The organism is Brevundimonas sp. TWP1-3, assembly GCF_049896085.1.
GTDB lineage: Bacteria > Pseudomonadota > Alphaproteobacteria > Caulobacterales > Caulobacteraceae > Brevundimonas.
The window spans coordinates 340,518-357,473 of the sequence record NZ_JAFCTP010000002.1 but is presented as its reverse complement, the minus strand read 5'-3'; the positions used below and the strand labels follow the sequence as shown (position 1 = coordinate 357,473).

Here is a 16,956-nt window from a genome sequence, read left to right as displayed (position 1 = left end):
CAAGCTCTCGCGTTCGAGGCCATCAGGGTCAGGAGCGCCGCCAGGGCTAGTGACACAGCGAGCGTCACAGTGTCTGACCAGGTCAGGGCTGGCGTCTTGCGGTTCCCTAGCCCCCTGCGGCTACGGCGGCGGCTGAGACGTGCGGATTTCGCCGACATCGACTGTTCCTTCCACTTTCTCGGGAATGATGAATTCGCCCACCACCGCGCCCTGGATCAGCAGGCGATAGCGACCAGGCGCCAAGCCGTCGGCGACGAACCGCCCGGAGCGGTTGGTGAAGAAGGGCTTGCCGACCGCATCGGCTGGGGCGTCCACCGCCTGGATGACGCCGCCAGCCAGGGCGACCGGCCCCCTGGCGGACATCAGGACGCCGCGCGCGGTGCGCGACGCCTCGCTGCCCACGACGACGCGATAGCCGTTGCCGAAGCCGGGGAAGATGTTGATGACGCCGCTGCCCAGATCATAGCCCTGCGGCAGGGGATTGGCCTCGATCTCATAGCGATTGACGCCGTAACCGCGATCCAGGCCCACCAGCGCCGGACCCAGCCATCCGCTGTGCGCGACCGTATAGCCGCTGGAGTCCGTCAGGTTGATGCGTGAGCGCGACAGAGTCGGGTGGGGCGTTGCGATGACAAAGCCTTCGCGGGCCGAACGCCCCACGCCGAACGCGCCGTCGGCATAGCCGATCATCGTCGACAGCCGCCACAGCGATTCCTGGCGGGTCGCGCCGCCCGGTTCCGACGACACGAGCCGGTTGGACACAAGCTCGGCGTCGAACCGATTGTTGATGTAGCGCAGGTCGGCCGTGACCGCCTGGTTGCTGCGATCCTGCGACAGCCGCACATCGCCGCTCAGGTCGTTGAGACGACCGGACGAGGCGCGCGACACGCCCACCTCGCGGAAATCCTTGTCGCTGTCGTAGCGTGCAATGCTGCTCCAGCGCCCGCCAAAGCGCGATGTCAGCGTCAGGCCGAAGCGATCCTCGTCGCGACCGTCGTCCGTCGATCCGCGCTGCCAGGTCAGATTCACGGCGAATCGGCGAAAGGTGCGACCCAGGCCCAAGCTGTAATCGGTGCGATCCTTGCGGTCGCGACCTTTCACGAAGGCGGCGCCGCCGCTGATCGAATAGTCGCGAAAACGCACCAGCAGCCGCGCGGCGGCGCGCCATTTCTCGTTGTTGAAGGCGGAGGGGTCGAAGGCGCTCTGAAAGTAACGGCTGGTCGCCTGGGCCGACGCCACCAGGCGCGCATCGGCGTTCTTGCCCAGCGCGCTTTCGAGAAGGTAGTCGACCGAGGCGACATAGCCGTTCGTGCCGGTGTCGCCGTTATGGCTGGCGGCGCCGCTCAGCTGGACCAGGCCCAGCTTGGATCCCCATGTCGCCATCGCGCCGGCCTGGCCCTTGCGGTCGGCGATCTGGGCGTTGGCGCCGACCGTCAGGACGTCGGACATGCCTTTGCGGACAAAGCCGCTGGCGGCCAGCGTAGAGCCGTACTGAAGATTTCCGCCTTCTTCCAGCATCCCAGCCGAAACGCCGAAATCCACCACGCCGCGATCCAGAAGGCCGGCGCCGCCGAACAGGTCGAACACGGCGATTTCGCGCTGCCCGTTGTCGTCCTCGACAAGCAGTCGAACCGTGTTGGCCCCTTGCGCGAAAGGAAAATCGCCGATGGAATAGGGCCCGGCGTCCAAGCGGATCCGCTCCACCACCACGCCGTTGACCTCGACGACGACGAGAGCCGGGCGGTCGAGGATAAACTGGCGGCGGCCGGCTGGGCGCACGTTCTGAAAGGGACGGATCGTGGAATAGGCCCGTGCGGCAGACAGTCCCAGAAACCGCTGCGAGCCCTGGAAACTGTCGATGGGGGGCGCGAACTCGCCGGCGGTCAGACGCACGGCGGATTTGAAGATGTCCTTGGTCAAGCGGATTTCGCGCCGCTGCCAGCGGCCCTGGTCGTTGCTGCCGTCATAGTCGATGCCGGTGGTCAGGGTGACGCCGTCGAAGCCGCCGAAGTTGGCGAACATGTCGATCCCGCCCTGAAGCGGCGAAAACTGACTTTCGGTATGGGAATAGAGCTGGGCCAGGGCGATGTTCGCGCCGGCCGAAAAGTTCGCTGGCTGATCGAAGGCGGCCGGGTCGATCACCGGGTTCTGGGAGAAGCCGACATCGCGCCGCGCCCGGCTTTCGGGCGTGGATGTCGCGATGAATGTCAGGGAAAGGGGATCGAAGGTCAGGGAGAAGCCGTCGCTGGACAGGTCCGCCATATTGACCTTCGTCTGGGTCGCGATCCGGCCTGACAGGGTCGTGAGGAGATCAGACCCGACCTGGGGCCGCAACAGGTCGAGCAGGGCTCTCGCGTCCACCAGCCCCTGGCCCTGATTGTCGACTGCGCCGCTGATGTCGCCCAGATATTTGCCGTCCAGGGTCAGCGGCCCCTGGATCGGCGTGAAGACCGATGACGGCCTGACCGCGGGAGATTGGTCCTGGGCGGGGGGCGCTGCGGATGGGGGTGGACCTGGGGCTGAAGGCGAGGCGTCCGCAGCCCCGCCGGAGCTGTCTTCTCGATCGATCGCGACGACGACGGAATAGTCATGGGGCGCCGTGCGCATGACCTCGTCGGTCAACTGGATCGGCCCGGCGTGCGCCACGGTGGCTAGGCCGCCGCCCATGCAGGCGAAGGCGCCGATGCGGCGGAATGCGGTTCGCGCGCCGGACCGCCCGCCCTTAGAGGACTTGCGGGCCATCGCCCGCCCTCACAGCAGCACGATGGAAGCGGTGAGGTCGCCGGATGCCGAGGCGGCGAGGGCCGCCGGTATCTTCACCTGACGCGTAGCGCCGCCGGCGATCACGCTGACCTGGCCGACATCGACGTCGGCGGCCGGCACTTCGTGCGACTGTCCGTCTGCGGTCTTCAGGATGATCCTGGACTCCCGGATATAGGCGAAGCCTGTGCCCGAGTTGCGGGCGGTCAAAACGACGTCGCCGTTCGCCGCGCGCGACACCGCCGTCACCTCGATTTCAGCCCGCGCCCGTGGCGGGGCCACGAAGACGTAGGTGTTGATGGTGAAGGCGACCTGCACATCGGCCCCGGCTCCGCCTTCGGTGGGAGTCGTTTGCATGTTGATCGGCAGCTGAGCCGCCCGGACCAGATACATCCGTCCTTCCTCGGCGGCGTCGCCGGTATAGCGGACTTGGATCACCTGTTCGCGATTGGGCGGGATGACGGACTGGACGGGAAAGACCAGGATGTCCTTGTCCTCTTCGACCAAGGAACGGGCACCGGTTTCGTCCACCTGCATGCGGTAGGTTTCGATCTCGACGGTCGCCGGGGTCGCGCTGTCGTTCCTGACGGTCATCCGATAGCTGGATCCGCCGCCGGACGGCGTGATCTTGGACACCATGGGCGAGACGTCCATGGCCTTGGCCGGCGTCGTCGTTCCCGTCATCAGGACTGTCGTCAGGGCCGTTGCGGCCATCAGCGTAGCGAATGCACGACGTGTCATTGGTTGCCCCCGTGTTCTGTAGAAATCCCTCAAGAAGAAGCAGGGGGCCGACCGAAGTCGGCCCCCTTTTTCGCTGCAATCAGGCGGGATCGAGCGAGAAGTTGAAGATTTCCGTGTAGGTGCCGGCCGGAGCCGATGCGGCGCCTGGACCCGAGGGAGAGGCGGCGCAACCCGAGGAGCCGGGGTTGGTCGGATCGCCCTGCGTTCCGCCCACACCGCTGCCGCCGGGGACGTTGTAGCAGAGGTTCAGGAACAGATCGCCGTAGACGCCGTCAGCCAGCTTCTGGCTGTAACCGCCCGAGTTGGTGATCATCGCCGGCTCGCCGGGATAGGTGTCATTGGCGGCGAAGCCCAGGCTGGGGATTTCCGGCACGGACAGATCCCAGTCGTAGTTGATCAGCTTGCCGGCAGAAGACTTGAAGTCGCCGTTGGTGGCGCTTGAGGTCAGCTTTGCGCCGGTCGCCGAATTGCACGACATACGCAATGTGGTGACCTTTTGACGTGCGCCGTTGGCGACCGCGACGTTACCGCCCGCAACATTGGCCAGGCCGATGCCACAGAAGTTGGTCACGGTGGTCGAGACACTCACGTTGGTCTGAGCGCTCGACACGGCCGGCATCGCCAGCAAGGCCGCGGCAGCAGTCGCCGCCGCAATAAGATAGGTCCGCATAATATTCCTCCAGCTTTTCAATATTGTTGCCCGCCCAACGAGATCGGCAGGGGCCACAATGTCGTGGCGTCTTTATCTATTCACGGCTGGAGCCCGTCCTGCATCGTCAAAGAAACTACCGATTATTGTCTAGTTAATTTTCGTATCGTTGTTACGAGAAGGAATGCACAAACGAAGCCGCTGCATGATCTCTACGGAAAAGGAGGGCGCCGGTCTTCTAGACCGGAGCGGATTGCGTCGTATTCGCAGGCGTCAACCTCTCCCCAAACTCGGGTATGTCAATTCTCCGTGCGGTTGGATACGACAGCGGGGTGAACTGTGCCCGTTGAATGCTCGACCGTCGGAATGGCTGTTCACGGTTCGAGCGTAGAGGCCCAGGCATAAGGGAGGGCTGGGATGATCGTGGGCGTAACGGGTTTTCTCTCCGTGGGAAGCGACGTCGGTGATTTCGACGCACGCCAGGGCGACCTCAATTTTTACGACGATGAAGAGATCATCCCGCCCTGGTCTCGCGCCATTGCTGCCTGGGTGAACATCGACCCCCGCGCCAGGATGCTGTTGTCGCGTTCAGGCCGCATCGGCTGGGCCAACGACGCCGCCTTTCGCATGCTGCGAGACGCCGGCGTGTTCAGGGTGGTGGACGATCACCTTGTGTCCGACAGCGGAGCGACGGCGGCGGCGCTCGCGCGTCTTCTTCAGGAGGCCGCGCCAGGCGCAGCGACCTATGCCGTAACCGCTATGGACGCCGATCGGCAATGGCTTCTACGGTGTCAGCAACTGATACCGGGCGACGACGACAGCATCGGGTTCGCCGCGCACAGAATGGCGGATCGCATCTGTTACGAAGCTATGCTTCAGATTCATCATCTCACACCCAGCGAAAAGCAGATCGTCACGATGATGCTGGCGGGGATGGAAACAGGGCGTATTGCGCAGAAGCAGGACATTTCCATCGAGACGCTGCGCACCCATATCAAGCACGCCTATCGCAAGCTGGATGTCACCAGCCGCGGCGAACTGTTCGCCAAGGCCGTGGATTTCGCGGGCCTTTAGGCGTCGAAGGGGGGGGGGATTTCGACGCGCAATACATTCCCGGTCCCGGCTCCATAAGGCGTTCCGATAGGGACATCGTAGGACCTGCCGCGCTTAGCGGCCGAGTACATCGTGTTGGCGTAGATCAGATATGAGCTCGGCGTTCCGGCCAGGCGCGCCGGGTTGCCCACAGGGTGCCGGGAAACGACGTGCTGATGCATCGGATCGAGGCGCTGAACCTATACAGTGTACATTGTGGCCTTCGGTGAGGGTTCCCGAAAAACGCGACTCTGCAGGTGAGTTTACCTCTGCCCGCAGATGGCGCATTCCCGAGGGGGCAAGGGCAGGGCACCTTAAATCTAAGGCGCATGGGGCGGAGCAGCTACGATTTCCTGGACCGAAGCTGGAGACTGTTCAACATCTGTTGGATGCTGATAACCGATGGAGTTCTAAAACGGACTTTTCGAAGGTCTCAGCTGATTTCGTAACTGCAGTGGCCAGTGGCAAAGCGCCGGGAAGGTGAATGTCGCCTTTTTGGGCTCACGGTCGAGTCCGCTAATGGCGCAAAGCCGAGATCCATCGGATGGCAGATGGCATGTGGCCGGAAACTAGCCGGATACAGAAAAACTGCAGGCATTTGCGTGCATTTATGGCAACCATCGCGGTCTTGAGAATTTTTGTCCGGTGACCTTTCGCCGCGACAAACAACGTAATGAATGATCAAAAAATCAAACGGTTATGCGTGATCTGCTTTGAATCGCAACCGCTATGCCGACGGGTAGCTCAGCGGGAGAGCACCTCGTTGACATCGAGGGGGTCACAGGTTCAATCCCTGTCGCGTCCACCATTTCCTTCAACACCCTAGCCTACTGCGGCTGACCGGCGTCGGCCAGAAGGCCCGCTGGGCGCCTGATTGGGCGAACGGGATGGCCGTGCGCCCTCTCTGGCCCGAAATGGGTGTCACAGGGGTTCCGCAACGACGGCGGCGCCTGGCAGACAAGGCCGCAGCCCGGCCATTTCCCCGCGGCGGCGCGATGAAGTCTGATCGACGTCGGGTCAGGCGCAGGGGCGGAGGAGGGCTGTCAGTGGTGGGCGGCCTTCCAGGCCGGATAGTCCTTGTCCAGCAGCGTCTCGGCCCATACCCCGACGTAGCGGTAACCGTTGCGACGCTCGTGCTCGATCTCCATCAGGTCATGACGGATGACGGCGTCGCGGCCGATGTAGATGGGCTGATTCGTGTCCAGAGCGTAGAAGCGCGCCCAGATGCGCGCGCCAGGCTTGGGCGCCAGGACGCGGTCGCGGCGGCCTTGTGCGTCGGTGATGAAGACCTCCGTCGTGTCGCGAAGGGCGGCGGCCTCCAGCCAGGCCACGGCGCCGTCCACGGCGGCGACGACATGCTCGCTCGGATCGGGCAGGCTCATCAGGAAATGGACGATGCCGACGGTTTCCTGGCCGGACAGCGACGCCGGCTCGAACCGGCGGGCTGCGACCGGGGCCAGGGTCTGAGCGTCGTGCTGGGCGCACCAGCCGGTCAGGACGCCGTTCTTGCGGATCTGGGTGCGCAGGATGGTGTCCACGCCCCGCGCCACGGCCTGACGCGCGCGTTCGCGTCGTCCGTCATCGACGAAGCCATAGGGGGCTGTCCCATCGCCCACGTCCCGCAACAGCTCCAGCACATGGACCATGGCGTCGTCGTTGAAGGTGATCTGGTCGTGATAGCCGCCACGCAGGGGAAAGAACTGCGGCCAGCCGCCGTTCGGCTGCTGGGCGGCGAGCAGATAGTCCAGGCCCCGGTCGAAGGCGGCGCGGCTGCTTGCGTCGCCCGCCGTGATCGTCCGGGCCAGGAAGGTCAGCGGCAGGGTCGTGCCGCCGTTGTCGATCGTATTGGCCAGGCCGGGGTCCGCGTCGGGGCGGGGCGCCGCGAACAGGTCGGTGTTCTTGGGCCAGCCGCCCTCGGCCGACTGATGCAGGACGACCGTCGCGGCCAGACGCCGGGCCTCGGCCGTGGCGTACCAGTCGGCGGGGCGACGAACGACGGCTGTGTTCCAGACGACGGCGGGAGAGTGGGCGACGGCCTCTTGCGGCGCCGCCGAAGCGGGGGGCGGGGCCAGCATCGCCGCCGCCAGGGCCACGCCCACGATCAGTGCTGTGCTTTTCATCGAGAGCCTTTCGGGTTTCGGCAAAAAAGAAGGGACGCCGATGTTTCGCGGCGTCCCTGAGGGACAGCGTCCTGGGAGAGATTAGCTGTCGAACATCGTCGTCAGAACACGAACCGTGCGCCGACGAAGTACTGGCGGCCGGTCGAGCCGTAGCTGGCGACCACCGGATCGGCCTGATAGGCCCAGCGCTCGTCCGCCTGGTCGGTCAGGTTCAGCGCCTCGGCGGTGATCGTGACATTGTCCGTCAGCTTGTAGGTGAAGGACGCATCGACGTTCAGGGTTTCGGACGAACCCAGGAAGTCGTTGATCAGCGGCGAGTCGCAGGCGCCCGGATCACAACCGCCCGACGCGAGCGGATAGGTGGTCTGATACTCGGCGCGATAGGCGGTGGAGACGCGGGCGCTCCACTTGGGCACTTCGTAGAAGACGGTCGCATTGAACGATTCCGGCGAGGCCCCCAGGAAGGGCGCCGTGCCCGTCAGATTGCGCGCCGGGTCCAGGATGTATTCCAGCTCGGAATCGATCTTGGTGTAGTTGGCCTGGACGCCGAAGTTCTTCAGGAAGCCCGGCAGGAAGGTGAAGTTCTGCTGATAGGCGATCTCGAAGCCGCTCAGCTTGCCGCCCGGCGCATCGTTGAACTGGCGCACCTGGAAGGGCAGGTCCGCGTCGATATAGGCGCGCCGGCTGTCGGACGACACATCCGTCAGCCCGTCGAAGGCGAGGCGCAGATTGGCGACCTGATCGGCGTCGAAGATTTCGCTCAGCTTGCCTTCACGCAGGACGATCTGGGGGAAGCTCTCGATCTCCTTGTGGAAGACCGCGACCGACAGGATGGCGTCGCTGGCGAAATACCATTCGACGTTGAAGTCCAGGTTGGTGGCGCGGAAGGGCTTCAGCTTGGTGTTGCCCAAGGTAATGCGGGCGTTGGAGCCGTCGAAGGCCGCCGCGGCGCCCTGATCGCCGACGGGCACCGCAAAGTCGGTTACGCCGGGTTGCAGCGCAGTCATCTGCGGACGCGCCATGACCTTGGCGGCGGCGAAGCGGACGATCAGCTTGTCGTTCAACTCCCAGACCAGGTTTAGCGAGGGGAGGGTGTCGTTGTATTCGTTCTCGTTCTGGACGGGGCGTCCACTGGGCGAGCGACCGCGGGAATCCACCTTGGTCTCGGCGCGACGAAGGCCGGCGTTGCCGCGCAGTTCGCCGATGAACAGGGGCACGCGGAAGTCGGCCTGCGCATAGTAGGACAGGCTGTCCTCGTCGACCCAGAAGGTGCTGGTGCCGCCGTTGCGCAGATCCGACAGACGCCAGTCGCCGAATTCGTTGATGCAGTCGCAGTCGAAGCCGAAGCGTTGCTTGAACGCATCCAGGTTCGGCGTGAAGAAGCTGGTCGGCGTGCCCTCGGGCACGTTCAGACCCTCGCCCCAGCTGGTCAGCTGGCCCATCTGCGAAACGGTGGTGGCGTCGACCAAGCCTGAACGCACGCCTTCGAGCAGGCTGGGGTTCATGGTGTCGCCGATCAGGCGCTCGAAGCGGGTGTAATAGAAGTCGAACTTGCGTTTGCTGATGCCGAAGCTGAAGCTCAGGTCGTCGCTGGCGTCCCACTCGAAATCGATCTTGGCGGTCTGGTAGCCGTTCTCGGTGACGGTGCGGAAGTGGCGCAGCGCCGAATAGCCCTTCACGAAGTCCCAGCTGTTGGGATTGGCGACGTCGAAGCCGAAGTCAATGCTGGGCATGTCGCCGCCTTCGCGATCGTCGAAGACGAAGTAGTCGTTGCCGGGAACGCCCTGACCCGAGTCCAGACGAATGAAGTCCGCCAGCAAGCCCTGGTTGTTGTTCTTGGAGCTGGAATCGCCCACCAGAACCGACATGCGGAAGGTGTCGCTGAAGTCGTGCTCGATGTTGATCGAGTTCTGGCGGAACTCGGTCGTATAGCCCCCCTGATCGACGGCCGAACGCATGTCGACATTGCCCAGCACCAGATAGTCGGCGTTGGCGCCGGTCTCGCTGAGACCCGCATCGATCAGCCGAACAGAGGGCCGTCCGATGAAGGCGCCGCGCTGCGCCAAGAACTGCGGGTGAGCGATGTAACCGACCGATCCCGGCTGGTTGTAGTAGTCGTAGACCTCAAGGTTGTTCGGGTTGAAGCTGCCCGTGCCGGCGGCCAGGTTCTGGTTCGTCGCACCCGGCGCGGTGCGGAACACAGGCGTGCCGCCGTACATCGATTGGCCGCAGTCGATGGCGTCGCGGAACTCGGTCGCGGCCTGGCTGGCGCAGTTGGCGTAGGTGGCCCGGCGGTTGGCGTAGGAGTTGTTGGTCGCGCTGGCCGTCGTCGCGGTTTGATAGCTGAACGCTGTTCCGGTGCGGTTTCCGTTGGTGTTGTTCCGGTTCAGGCCTACCGGCCCGATCTGATAGTTGGTCGAGACCTGGTTCTGCTTCGAATACAGGTTGTCGAAGTTGATGGTCGTGCGATCCGAAGGCCGCCACTGACCCGACAGGGTGACGCCCAGGCGATCCTGATCGACTTCGCGGTGGTTCAGCGAGGCCAGCGAGGGAATGTGAACCAGCGAGCCGCGGTTCGAGGCGCCGTTCAGCAAGGCGTAGGCGGCCGGGTTCGACCCGATCAGCAGGTTGCGGGCCTCGGGATTGGTCACCCGAGGAAGGGCGGTCGCCGGATTCGTGCCGATCGGCAGGGCGAAGCCCTGCGGATCGGTCGTCGCGCCCGATCCGGCGTTGTTGAACGTCGCGCCCCGGTACAGATATTCGTTCGAACCGATGCCGCGCGAATAGCTGTCGATGTTCTGCTTGCGCTCGTTGTAGGCGACCGAGCCCATCAGGCCGAATTCGCCGATCTTGCTGTCCCAGCGGTCCGACGCCAGCAGGGCGACGCGCGGATTGTGCGTGCCGCCGTTCTCGTAATAGGCGTCCTGAAGCGTCAGGGCGAGGCGGCGTTCGCTGAAGTCGAACGGACGGCCCGAGATCAGATCGACGGTCGCGCCCAGCGAGCCTTCGTCGGTCTTGGCGTCGGCCGATTTCTGAACCTTCAGCGAGTTGAACAGCTCGGAGGCGAAGGTGTTGAACTGAAAGCCCCGGTCGCGACGCAGGGCTCCGTCGGCGTTGTTGGCGCCCGATGTGGACAGGGTCTCCAGGCCGTTCAGGCGGACGCGGGTGAAGTCGCCGCCCAGGCCGCGCACCGAGATGGAGTTGCCCTCGCCGTTTTCACGGTCGATCGAGACGCCGGGAATCCGCTGCAGAGATTCCGCCAGGTTGGCGTCCGGGAAGTCGGCGATGTCCTCAGCGTTGATGACGTCGACGATGGTGTTCGACCGGCGTTTTTCGCTCAGCGCGCTGGCCAGCGAGGCCCGAATTCCGGTGACGACGATTTCGCCGACCTCGGTGGCTTCCGGGTCGGAGTTTTCCTGCGCCTGGACCGGGGCGGCGAACAGCATGGCCCCCATCAAAAGAGCCGCCGGCGAGGCCGCCGCGCGCAGATATCCCGTGTGTTGGTTCCGCATTCTTCCCTCCGTTGCAGTCGCGCTCCTGGCCTCTTGGCGGGCTGGATGCCGACTTCCCCTGTTCCCGGTGCGCCGGGTCACAATCAAAAAGTAGTATGATACGATTTGGACATCAAGCAGAAATGTCACCGGTGTCATGACGCGAGCGGGCGTCGCTTGCAACATAAAATAACGACGTTTGGAGGAGCGCGATGATGTTGGGCAGAAGAGGCTTCCTGGCCGGCGCGGCCGGGGTGGCGAGCGTCGGCGCGGCGCGGGGCGCATGGGCCGATCAGCCGCTGGACGACTCGGGCCGCATCATCCCGACGCCGGCGCGCAATCCCTATCCCTATTCCGGCGTCAGCGGGCCGGGCCTGCCGGTGCAGCCGGACGATGCGCGCGGCGGCTGGATGTCGGGCCTGGCCGGCGTGCGCTACAGCGGCCGACGTCCCATGCCCTATCCGATCCTGCCCTGGGGCGAGTCGGCGACGGGGGCCGCAGTGGACAAGGGACTGCTGCCGCCGATCCATCCGCTAATCCAGGTGCAACTGCGTGACACCCAGATCTGCATCGGCGGCGACGGGGCCTATTACATGACTGGCTCGACTGGCGGAAACATCTGGGCCTTCAACGACGGGGTCGAGCTGTGGCGTTCCGAGACCCTGGTCGACTGGACCTATCTGGGCCTGGTCTGGAGCCTGGATCGCGAGGGTGGGTGGGCAAAGTCCTGGCGGTCCAGGAAAGGCGTGCCGTTTCGCGCGATCTGGGCGCCGGAAATCCACTATCTGGCCGGCAACTACTTCATCTGCTTCAGCGTCAGCCGGGCGGGGCTGGGCGTGCTGCGCAGCATCAGCGGCCGGCCAGAGGGACCGTATGAATACGCCTTCTCGCCCGACGCCCACCTGCGCCGCGGAATCGACGCCACCCTGTTCCAGGACGACGACGGCGCCGTCTATCTGACCTATGGCTCGGGCGACGAGATGGTGCGGCTGAAGGACGACCTGTCCGGCTATGCCGGGGAATGGCGCAAGACCGCGTTCGTCGAGACCGACTGTCTGGTGGCCCGCGACCGCGACCGCTGCCTGCGCGGCGAGAACATCCTCGGCTATGAAGGCGCGACCCTCTTCAAGAAGGACGGGCTCTATTACCTGGGTGCAGTCGGCAATGTGGAGGGGCGGTACTCCTTCGTCTTCGCCGTGTCGGAAAACATCCACGGCCCCTATCGGATGCGGCACGAGGCGGCGCCCTGCGCCGGCGGCGGCAATGTCTTCAAGGACAGGGAAGGGCGGTGGTGGTCCACCTTCTTCGGCAATGACGAACAGAGCCATTTCCGCGAGAAGCCGGGTCTGATCCGGGTGGAGTTCGACGACGCCGGGCGGATCGTCGCCGCCAAGGACCAGCCCTTCGCCCGTCCCTTGCCGCCGCTGCCGACGCCCAAGCCGGAGATGATGTCGTGATGGATCGCCGAACCCTGTTGCTGACGGGCGCCGCCCTGGTCTCCCTGCCGACGTCCAGTCTCGCCAGGGATGGGCAGCCGGCCTTTGCAGGCGCCATGGGCTGGGCCGCATCGACGCCCGGGGGGCGCGGCGGGCGGATCGTGCGGGTCACGACCCTGGCCGGAGAGGGGCCGGGATCCCTGCGCGAGGCCTTGGAGGCCGAAGGGCCGCGCATCGTCGTGTTCGAGGTCGGCGGCGTGATCGACCTGAACGGTCATGACCTCCGGGTGCAGACTCCCTTCCTGACCATCGCGGGTCAGACGGCGCCCGAGCCGGGGATCACCCTGATCAAAGGCGGGATCGGCATCCGCACTCATGACGTGATCGTGCGCCATATCCGCGTGCGGCCCGGCGCGAACGGCGCGGCGCCCCGCAGCGGGTGGGAAGTGGACGGCCTGACCACCTCGGGCGGCTGGAACGTGATCGTGGATCAGTGCTCGTTCTCGTGGGCCACGGACGAGAACCTGTCGGCCTCTGGCCCGCGCTTCGGCGGCGGAGAGACGGTCGAACAATGGCGTCAGAACACGTCGCGCCGCATCACCTTCAGCCGCAACATCGTCGCCGAGGGCCTTTCCCATTCCAGCCACGCCAAGGGCGAGCATTCGAAGGGCACGCTGATCCACGACAATGCGACGGAGGTGCTGATCGTCGGCAATCTGTACGCCCACGATTACGAGCGGAACCAGTTATTCAAGGGCGGCGCCCATGCGGTGACGGCCAACAACCTGATCTACGACCCCGGCAATCGCTGCATGCACTATGCGCTGAACGCCGAGGAATGGGGCGCTCATCCGTGGGAGGCAGGGCGGCTGTCCATCGTCGGAAACGTGACGCGCGGCGGCCCCTCGACCCGCGCGGACCTGCCGTTCCTGATTGTGGAGGGGCAGGGCGATCTGGACCTCTACGCGGTCGACAATCCCGCCCGCCATGCCGACGGCCGGCCGATGCAGGAGATCGGGATCATCTCGGACCGCGACCCGAAGATCACCCGGCTGGAACGGTCGCCGCACTGGCCCGCCGACTTCCACGCCCGACCGTCGGGCGAGGTCGAGGCCTGGGTCTTCGCCGAGGCCGGGGCGCGGCCCTGGGCGCGTGACGCCATCGACCGGCGCATCCTGCAGCAGGTCCGCGACGGAACGGGCCAGATCATCGACGACGAAAAGGTGGTCGGCGGCTATCCGACCCTGACCCCGACGCAGCGGGTTTTCGTCGGGGGCGGCTGGGACCTGGCGACGATGATGCGGCGGGACGGCAAGCCGAGCTGACGCTCGACCTGCCGATCCGTCCTAGAGAGCCTTGAACTTGAAGTTCCTGAATCGGACCTCGCCTTCGCCGGCGGCGTAGATGCCGGGGCGCAGCATCATGAAGCCGCCGCGGACGTTTTGGTTGTAGCCCGAGACCTCCATGCCCCGGTCGAACCGCTGCCAGGTCACGCCGTCGCCGGAGGTGTCGAAATAGACGTTCTGGTAGGCGTTGGTCAGGCGGATGAACATGCGCCGGCCGTGCGGATTGGCCGGCCTGCCCCGCTCGATCCCGTACTGGTGGGTAACGTAGCGGGTCGCGTCGAAACCGAGGCCGGCATACAGGGCGCGGTCGTAGAACAGGATCAGGCCGGCGACCGCGCCGGGGTCGATCTCGACCTCGCATTCGATCTGATAGGCCTGCTCGCCCTGGACGAAGGTCAGAGGCGAGCAGTCGATCGGCGCCTTGCCCTTGGCCTTCATGTGCAGGACGCCGTTCTTGCGACGCAGCCGATCCTTCTCGTTCGGCTGCGGATCGTAGAAGCTCCACTGGATGCCGAACTTGTCGGTGGAGAAGTCGTCCGACAGGGCCATGCCGTGCGGCACGGCCTCGCCGCCCCGGGGCTTGGCGATGGGCTGGGACAGGTCGCCGCCCTTGGCGCGGAACCAGCCGTCGTCGGTCCATTCGATGGGGTCCAGCAGGGTCTGGCGACCCAGGCTCCAATAGGCGTTTTCATAGCCGTGATAGACCATCCACCAGTCGCCGTCGGTCGGCCCCTCGACCAAGGTGGCGTGACCGCGCGACCACCATTTCTCGGCCCCCGAGGCGGTGCGAACGATGGGGTTGTGCGGGCAGTCCTCCCATGGCCCGTTGACCGACTTGGACCGGGCGGCGATGACCATGTGGCCGGTCGGCGGGCCGGCCGTGCCGCCGATGGCGGTGATCATGTAAAAATACTCCCCGTGCTTCAGCAGCTTGGGCCCTTCCTGGGCGAAGCCTTCGACGATCCAGTCGTCGGGATAGCGCCAGGCCTTATAGACTCCTTCCTCGACCGGGCCGTCGGTCGCCAGGCCGTCGTCGGTCAGCTTGACCCGGTCGCCGCCGTTCAGGAACAGATAGCGTTTGCTGTCCTCGCCGACGATATGGCCGGGGTCGATGTTGGCTGGGATCTTCAGGTCGATGGGCTCGCTCCACGGCCCTTCGATCCTGTCCGCCCAGATGACGTAGTTGGAGCGATATTCGGGGAAGCGCGCCGGGATGTAGCAGTAGAATTTGCCTTCGTGCTTGATCAGCTCGGGCGCCCAGACCGAGCCGATATTGGTCGTCAGGGCCGCGATCACCGGCTGCCAGTTCACCAGATCGCGCGAGTGCCAGATATGGATGCCCGGCACCGATTCGAACGACGAGAAGGTCATGTAGTAGTCGTCGCCGTCCTTCAGGATCGACGGATCGGGGTGGTCGCCCGACATGATGGGATTGAGGAAGTTCCCGTTGCCCAGATCGGCCATCCGCTGGCCCTCGATGCCGCGACGCCATTTCATGCCAGACCATTCGCGACCCAGGGGCGCGGCCTCTTCGTTTGTCTGGGCGAAGGCGGCGCGGACGGGCAGGGCGGCGGCGGCGACGCCTCCTAGGAGGCCGGTCAGGGCGGCGCGGCGGTCAATGAATCTCATGGCGTTTCCTTTGTCTTTGTGCCGGACGGAAATCAGGACGGTGTGTGTGCAAGGGCGGCGATCAGCCGGCTCATGGCGTTGATGTAGGTTCCGGTGGAGATGCCCATCGGTCCGCTGGCTTCGGTGAAGGGCGAGGTGTCCCAGTCGTCGCCGACTTGGCCGCGATCGACGAAGCCGGGCGGCGGTTCGGCCGGGCCGGGGCCGCGATAGGGATGGCTGGTGGTTTTCAGCTCGACGGGCCAGTAGCCCTCGGCGTTCAGGCCCAAGACGAGCGTCGCGACCGAGGTCGGCCCCAGGACGGCGGCGTTCAAATCCGAACCGGCCTGCGGACGGGTGATCACATAGTCCGGCATCAGCGACGGCCCGCGTCCCAGCAGCGGCGAGTTCTGCGTCGCCGCCTCCGGCGACAGGGCCGAGACCTGGGCTGTGCGCCGGCGCAGGGCGGCCACGTCGATGTGCTTCTCCCCCCGCGCGCCGGTCATGTCGAAGTCGGCGTAATATTCGCCGTTCTGGGCGTTGGAGCCGCGCCGATGCACGGCGATAAACCGGTTCGTCCCGGGCTCGACGAAGCGGAAGAAGTTGCGGCCGTCGTTGTGAGCCTCCACCGGCGCCTCCATCCGCTCCAGCCAGTCCAGCGCCTGCGGCAGGCGGGCGAGGAAGCTGCGGTCGCCGGTGAGGCGATAGAAGTCCAGCATCTTGTCGATCGCGGCGGCGGTCGTGTGCGGCGAGACGGCGGCGGGCTCATAGGTCCGGCCCCAGGCGGGCTTGAAGTCGGGGGTGTATTGCAGCGCCCAGCCCGGCGTCGGGTCCGGCTGTTGCAGATCGCGATAGCAGGTCATGGCGCGCTGGATCGGTTCGCGCACCCGCTCGTCGCCGAACTGCTGCAACACCAGCAGCAGGAGGTCGATGTTCTCGTCCGCCACCTCATCGTTCAGGGTGATCAGGCCGGTGTAGTCGGGCTTGCCGTGGTTCTCGAATGCGCCCGCGCGAGGCCAACGCTGGGGCCATCCGCCCGACGGCAACTGGCTGTTCAGGACGAAGTCGATGGCCCTGTCCACGGCGGGCCGGAACCGCGCCTCGCCCTTGGCCAGGTGCAGCCGCAACAAGAAGCGGGCGCACTCGACCGTGGCGTGGTCGTCGAAGGTGGCGTTGCCGTAGTCGTGCTGAAACTCCTCCAGTCGCCAGCCATTGGCGCCGACGGTATCGTACCAGCGGTGGATCGACTCTTCACCGGCTGTGTCGATGACGTAGTTCCAGCCCCCGGCCGGGTGCTGGCCCTGGATCAGGGCGCCCGCCGCTTGGGTCGCCGCCGTGTAATACAGGTCGTCGCCGGTCGCCCGCCAGGCGTCCAGGAAGATCTGGCCCATCTCCGGCGTGCCCGGCGCCTGGGTCCAGATCATGGTCGGATAGGCCTCCATCTCGCCCCAGCGACGCGACATATCCGGCAGGTAGGACCAGACATAGCCGCCATTCACCGCCACCTTGTCTGTCATGACGTGGGTGGCGCGGGCCATGGTCGCCAGTACCTGGGCGCGCGTCGGCTCGGCCGCGCGCCAGCCGGCCAGAGGCGCAGCCAGGGCGGCGCCGGCCGCAGTCGCCAGACAGGTGCGTCGGCTCAGCATCGAAGACCCCTACGTTTCCTGGATGTCCGTCGCTCTGACGGCGACTGGCGGAATGACACCGCTGGACATG

At 65.5% G+C, this 16,956-nt stretch carries 10 protein-coding genes; 3 read left to right on the top strand and 7 right to left on the bottom strand.

Going from position 1 to position 16,956, the window contains the following annotated elements; translation table 11 throughout:
• Nucleotides 1-120: 120 nt before the first annotated feature.
• The 3 genes from ACP693_RS13680 to ACP693_RS13670 all read right to left on the bottom strand — a co-directional run bounded on the left by ACP693_RS13680 (nucleotide 121) and on the right by ACP693_RS13670 (nucleotide 4,171).
• Nucleotides 121-2,742, bottom strand: coding sequence for a fimbria/pilus outer membrane usher protein (locus ACP693_RS13680; RefSeq protein WP_426020205.1), 2,622 nt, complete (start codon nucleotides 2,740-2,742; stop codon nucleotides 121-123).
• A gap of 9 nt (nucleotides 2,743-2,751) precedes the next feature.
• The gene (locus ACP693_RS13675) at nucleotides 2,752-3,501 is read right to left on the bottom strand and encodes a fimbria/pilus periplasmic chaperone (protein WP_426020203.1); all 750 of its coding nucleotides are present in this window, start codon (nucleotides 3,499-3,501) and stop codon (nucleotides 2,752-2,754) included.
• A 79-nt stretch (nucleotides 3,502-3,580) separates the two neighbouring features.
• Nucleotides 3,581-4,171 (bottom strand): hypothetical protein, encoded by a 591-nt coding sequence (locus tag ACP693_RS13670; RefSeq protein WP_425982663.1) that lies wholly within the window; start codon nucleotides 4,169-4,171, stop codon nucleotides 3,581-3,583.
• 396 nt (nucleotides 4,172-4,567) lie between these two features.
• Between ACP693_RS13670 and ACP693_RS13665 the strand changes: the two genes are divergently transcribed.
• Nucleotides 4,568-5,224 (top strand): helix-turn-helix transcriptional regulator, encoded by a 657-nt coding sequence (locus tag ACP693_RS13665; protein WP_426020201.1) that lies wholly within the window; start codon nucleotides 4,568-4,570, stop codon nucleotides 5,222-5,224.
• A gap of 1,061 nt (nucleotides 5,225-6,285) precedes the next feature.
• Here ACP693_RS13665 and pelA read toward each other — a convergent pair.
• Together pelA and ACP693_RS13655 are read right to left on the bottom strand one after the other, a co-directional pair.
• Complete coding sequence (pelA, locus tag ACP693_RS13660; RefSeq protein WP_426020200.1) at nucleotides 6,286-7,362, bottom strand: pectate lyase; 1,077 nt, start codon at nucleotides 7,360-7,362, stop codon at nucleotides 6,286-6,288.
• A 101-nt stretch (nucleotides 7,363-7,463) separates the two neighbouring features.
• Nucleotides 7,464-10,874, bottom strand: a complete 3,411-nt coding sequence (locus ACP693_RS13655; RefSeq protein WP_426020199.1) for a TonB-dependent receptor — start codon at nucleotides 10,872-10,874, stop codon at nucleotides 7,464-7,466.
• A gap of 191 nt (nucleotides 10,875-11,065) precedes the next feature.
• Here ACP693_RS13655 and ACP693_RS13650 point away from each other — a divergent pair, with 191 nt between their 5' ends.
• Nucleotides 11,066-12,310 (top strand): family 43 glycosylhydrolase, encoded by a 1,245-nt coding sequence (locus tag ACP693_RS13650; protein WP_426020197.1) that lies wholly within the window; start codon nucleotides 11,066-11,068, stop codon nucleotides 12,308-12,310.
• Complete coding sequence (locus ACP693_RS13645) at nucleotides 12,310-13,614, top strand: pectate lyase family protein (RefSeq protein ID WP_426020195.1); 1,305 nt, start codon at nucleotides 12,310-12,312, stop codon at nucleotides 13,612-13,614. The genes ACP693_RS13650 and ACP693_RS13645 overlap by 1 nt, the downstream gene beginning before the upstream one ends.
• Before the next feature lie 21 nt (nucleotides 13,615-13,635).
• Here the strand turns inward: ACP693_RS13645 and ACP693_RS13640 are convergent, their stop codons facing one another.
• Nucleotides 13,636-15,264, bottom strand: coding sequence for a family 43 glycosylhydrolase (locus ACP693_RS13640; RefSeq protein WP_426020193.1), 1,629 nt, complete (start codon nucleotides 15,262-15,264; stop codon nucleotides 13,636-13,638).
• A 32-nt stretch (nucleotides 15,265-15,296) separates the two neighbouring features.
• The gene (locus ACP693_RS13635; RefSeq protein WP_426020192.1) at nucleotides 15,297-16,886 is read right to left on the bottom strand and encodes a pectate lyase; all 1,590 of its coding nucleotides are present in this window, start codon (nucleotides 16,884-16,886) and stop codon (nucleotides 15,297-15,299) included.
• Between the last annotated feature and the right edge of the window lie 70 nt (nucleotides 16,887-16,956).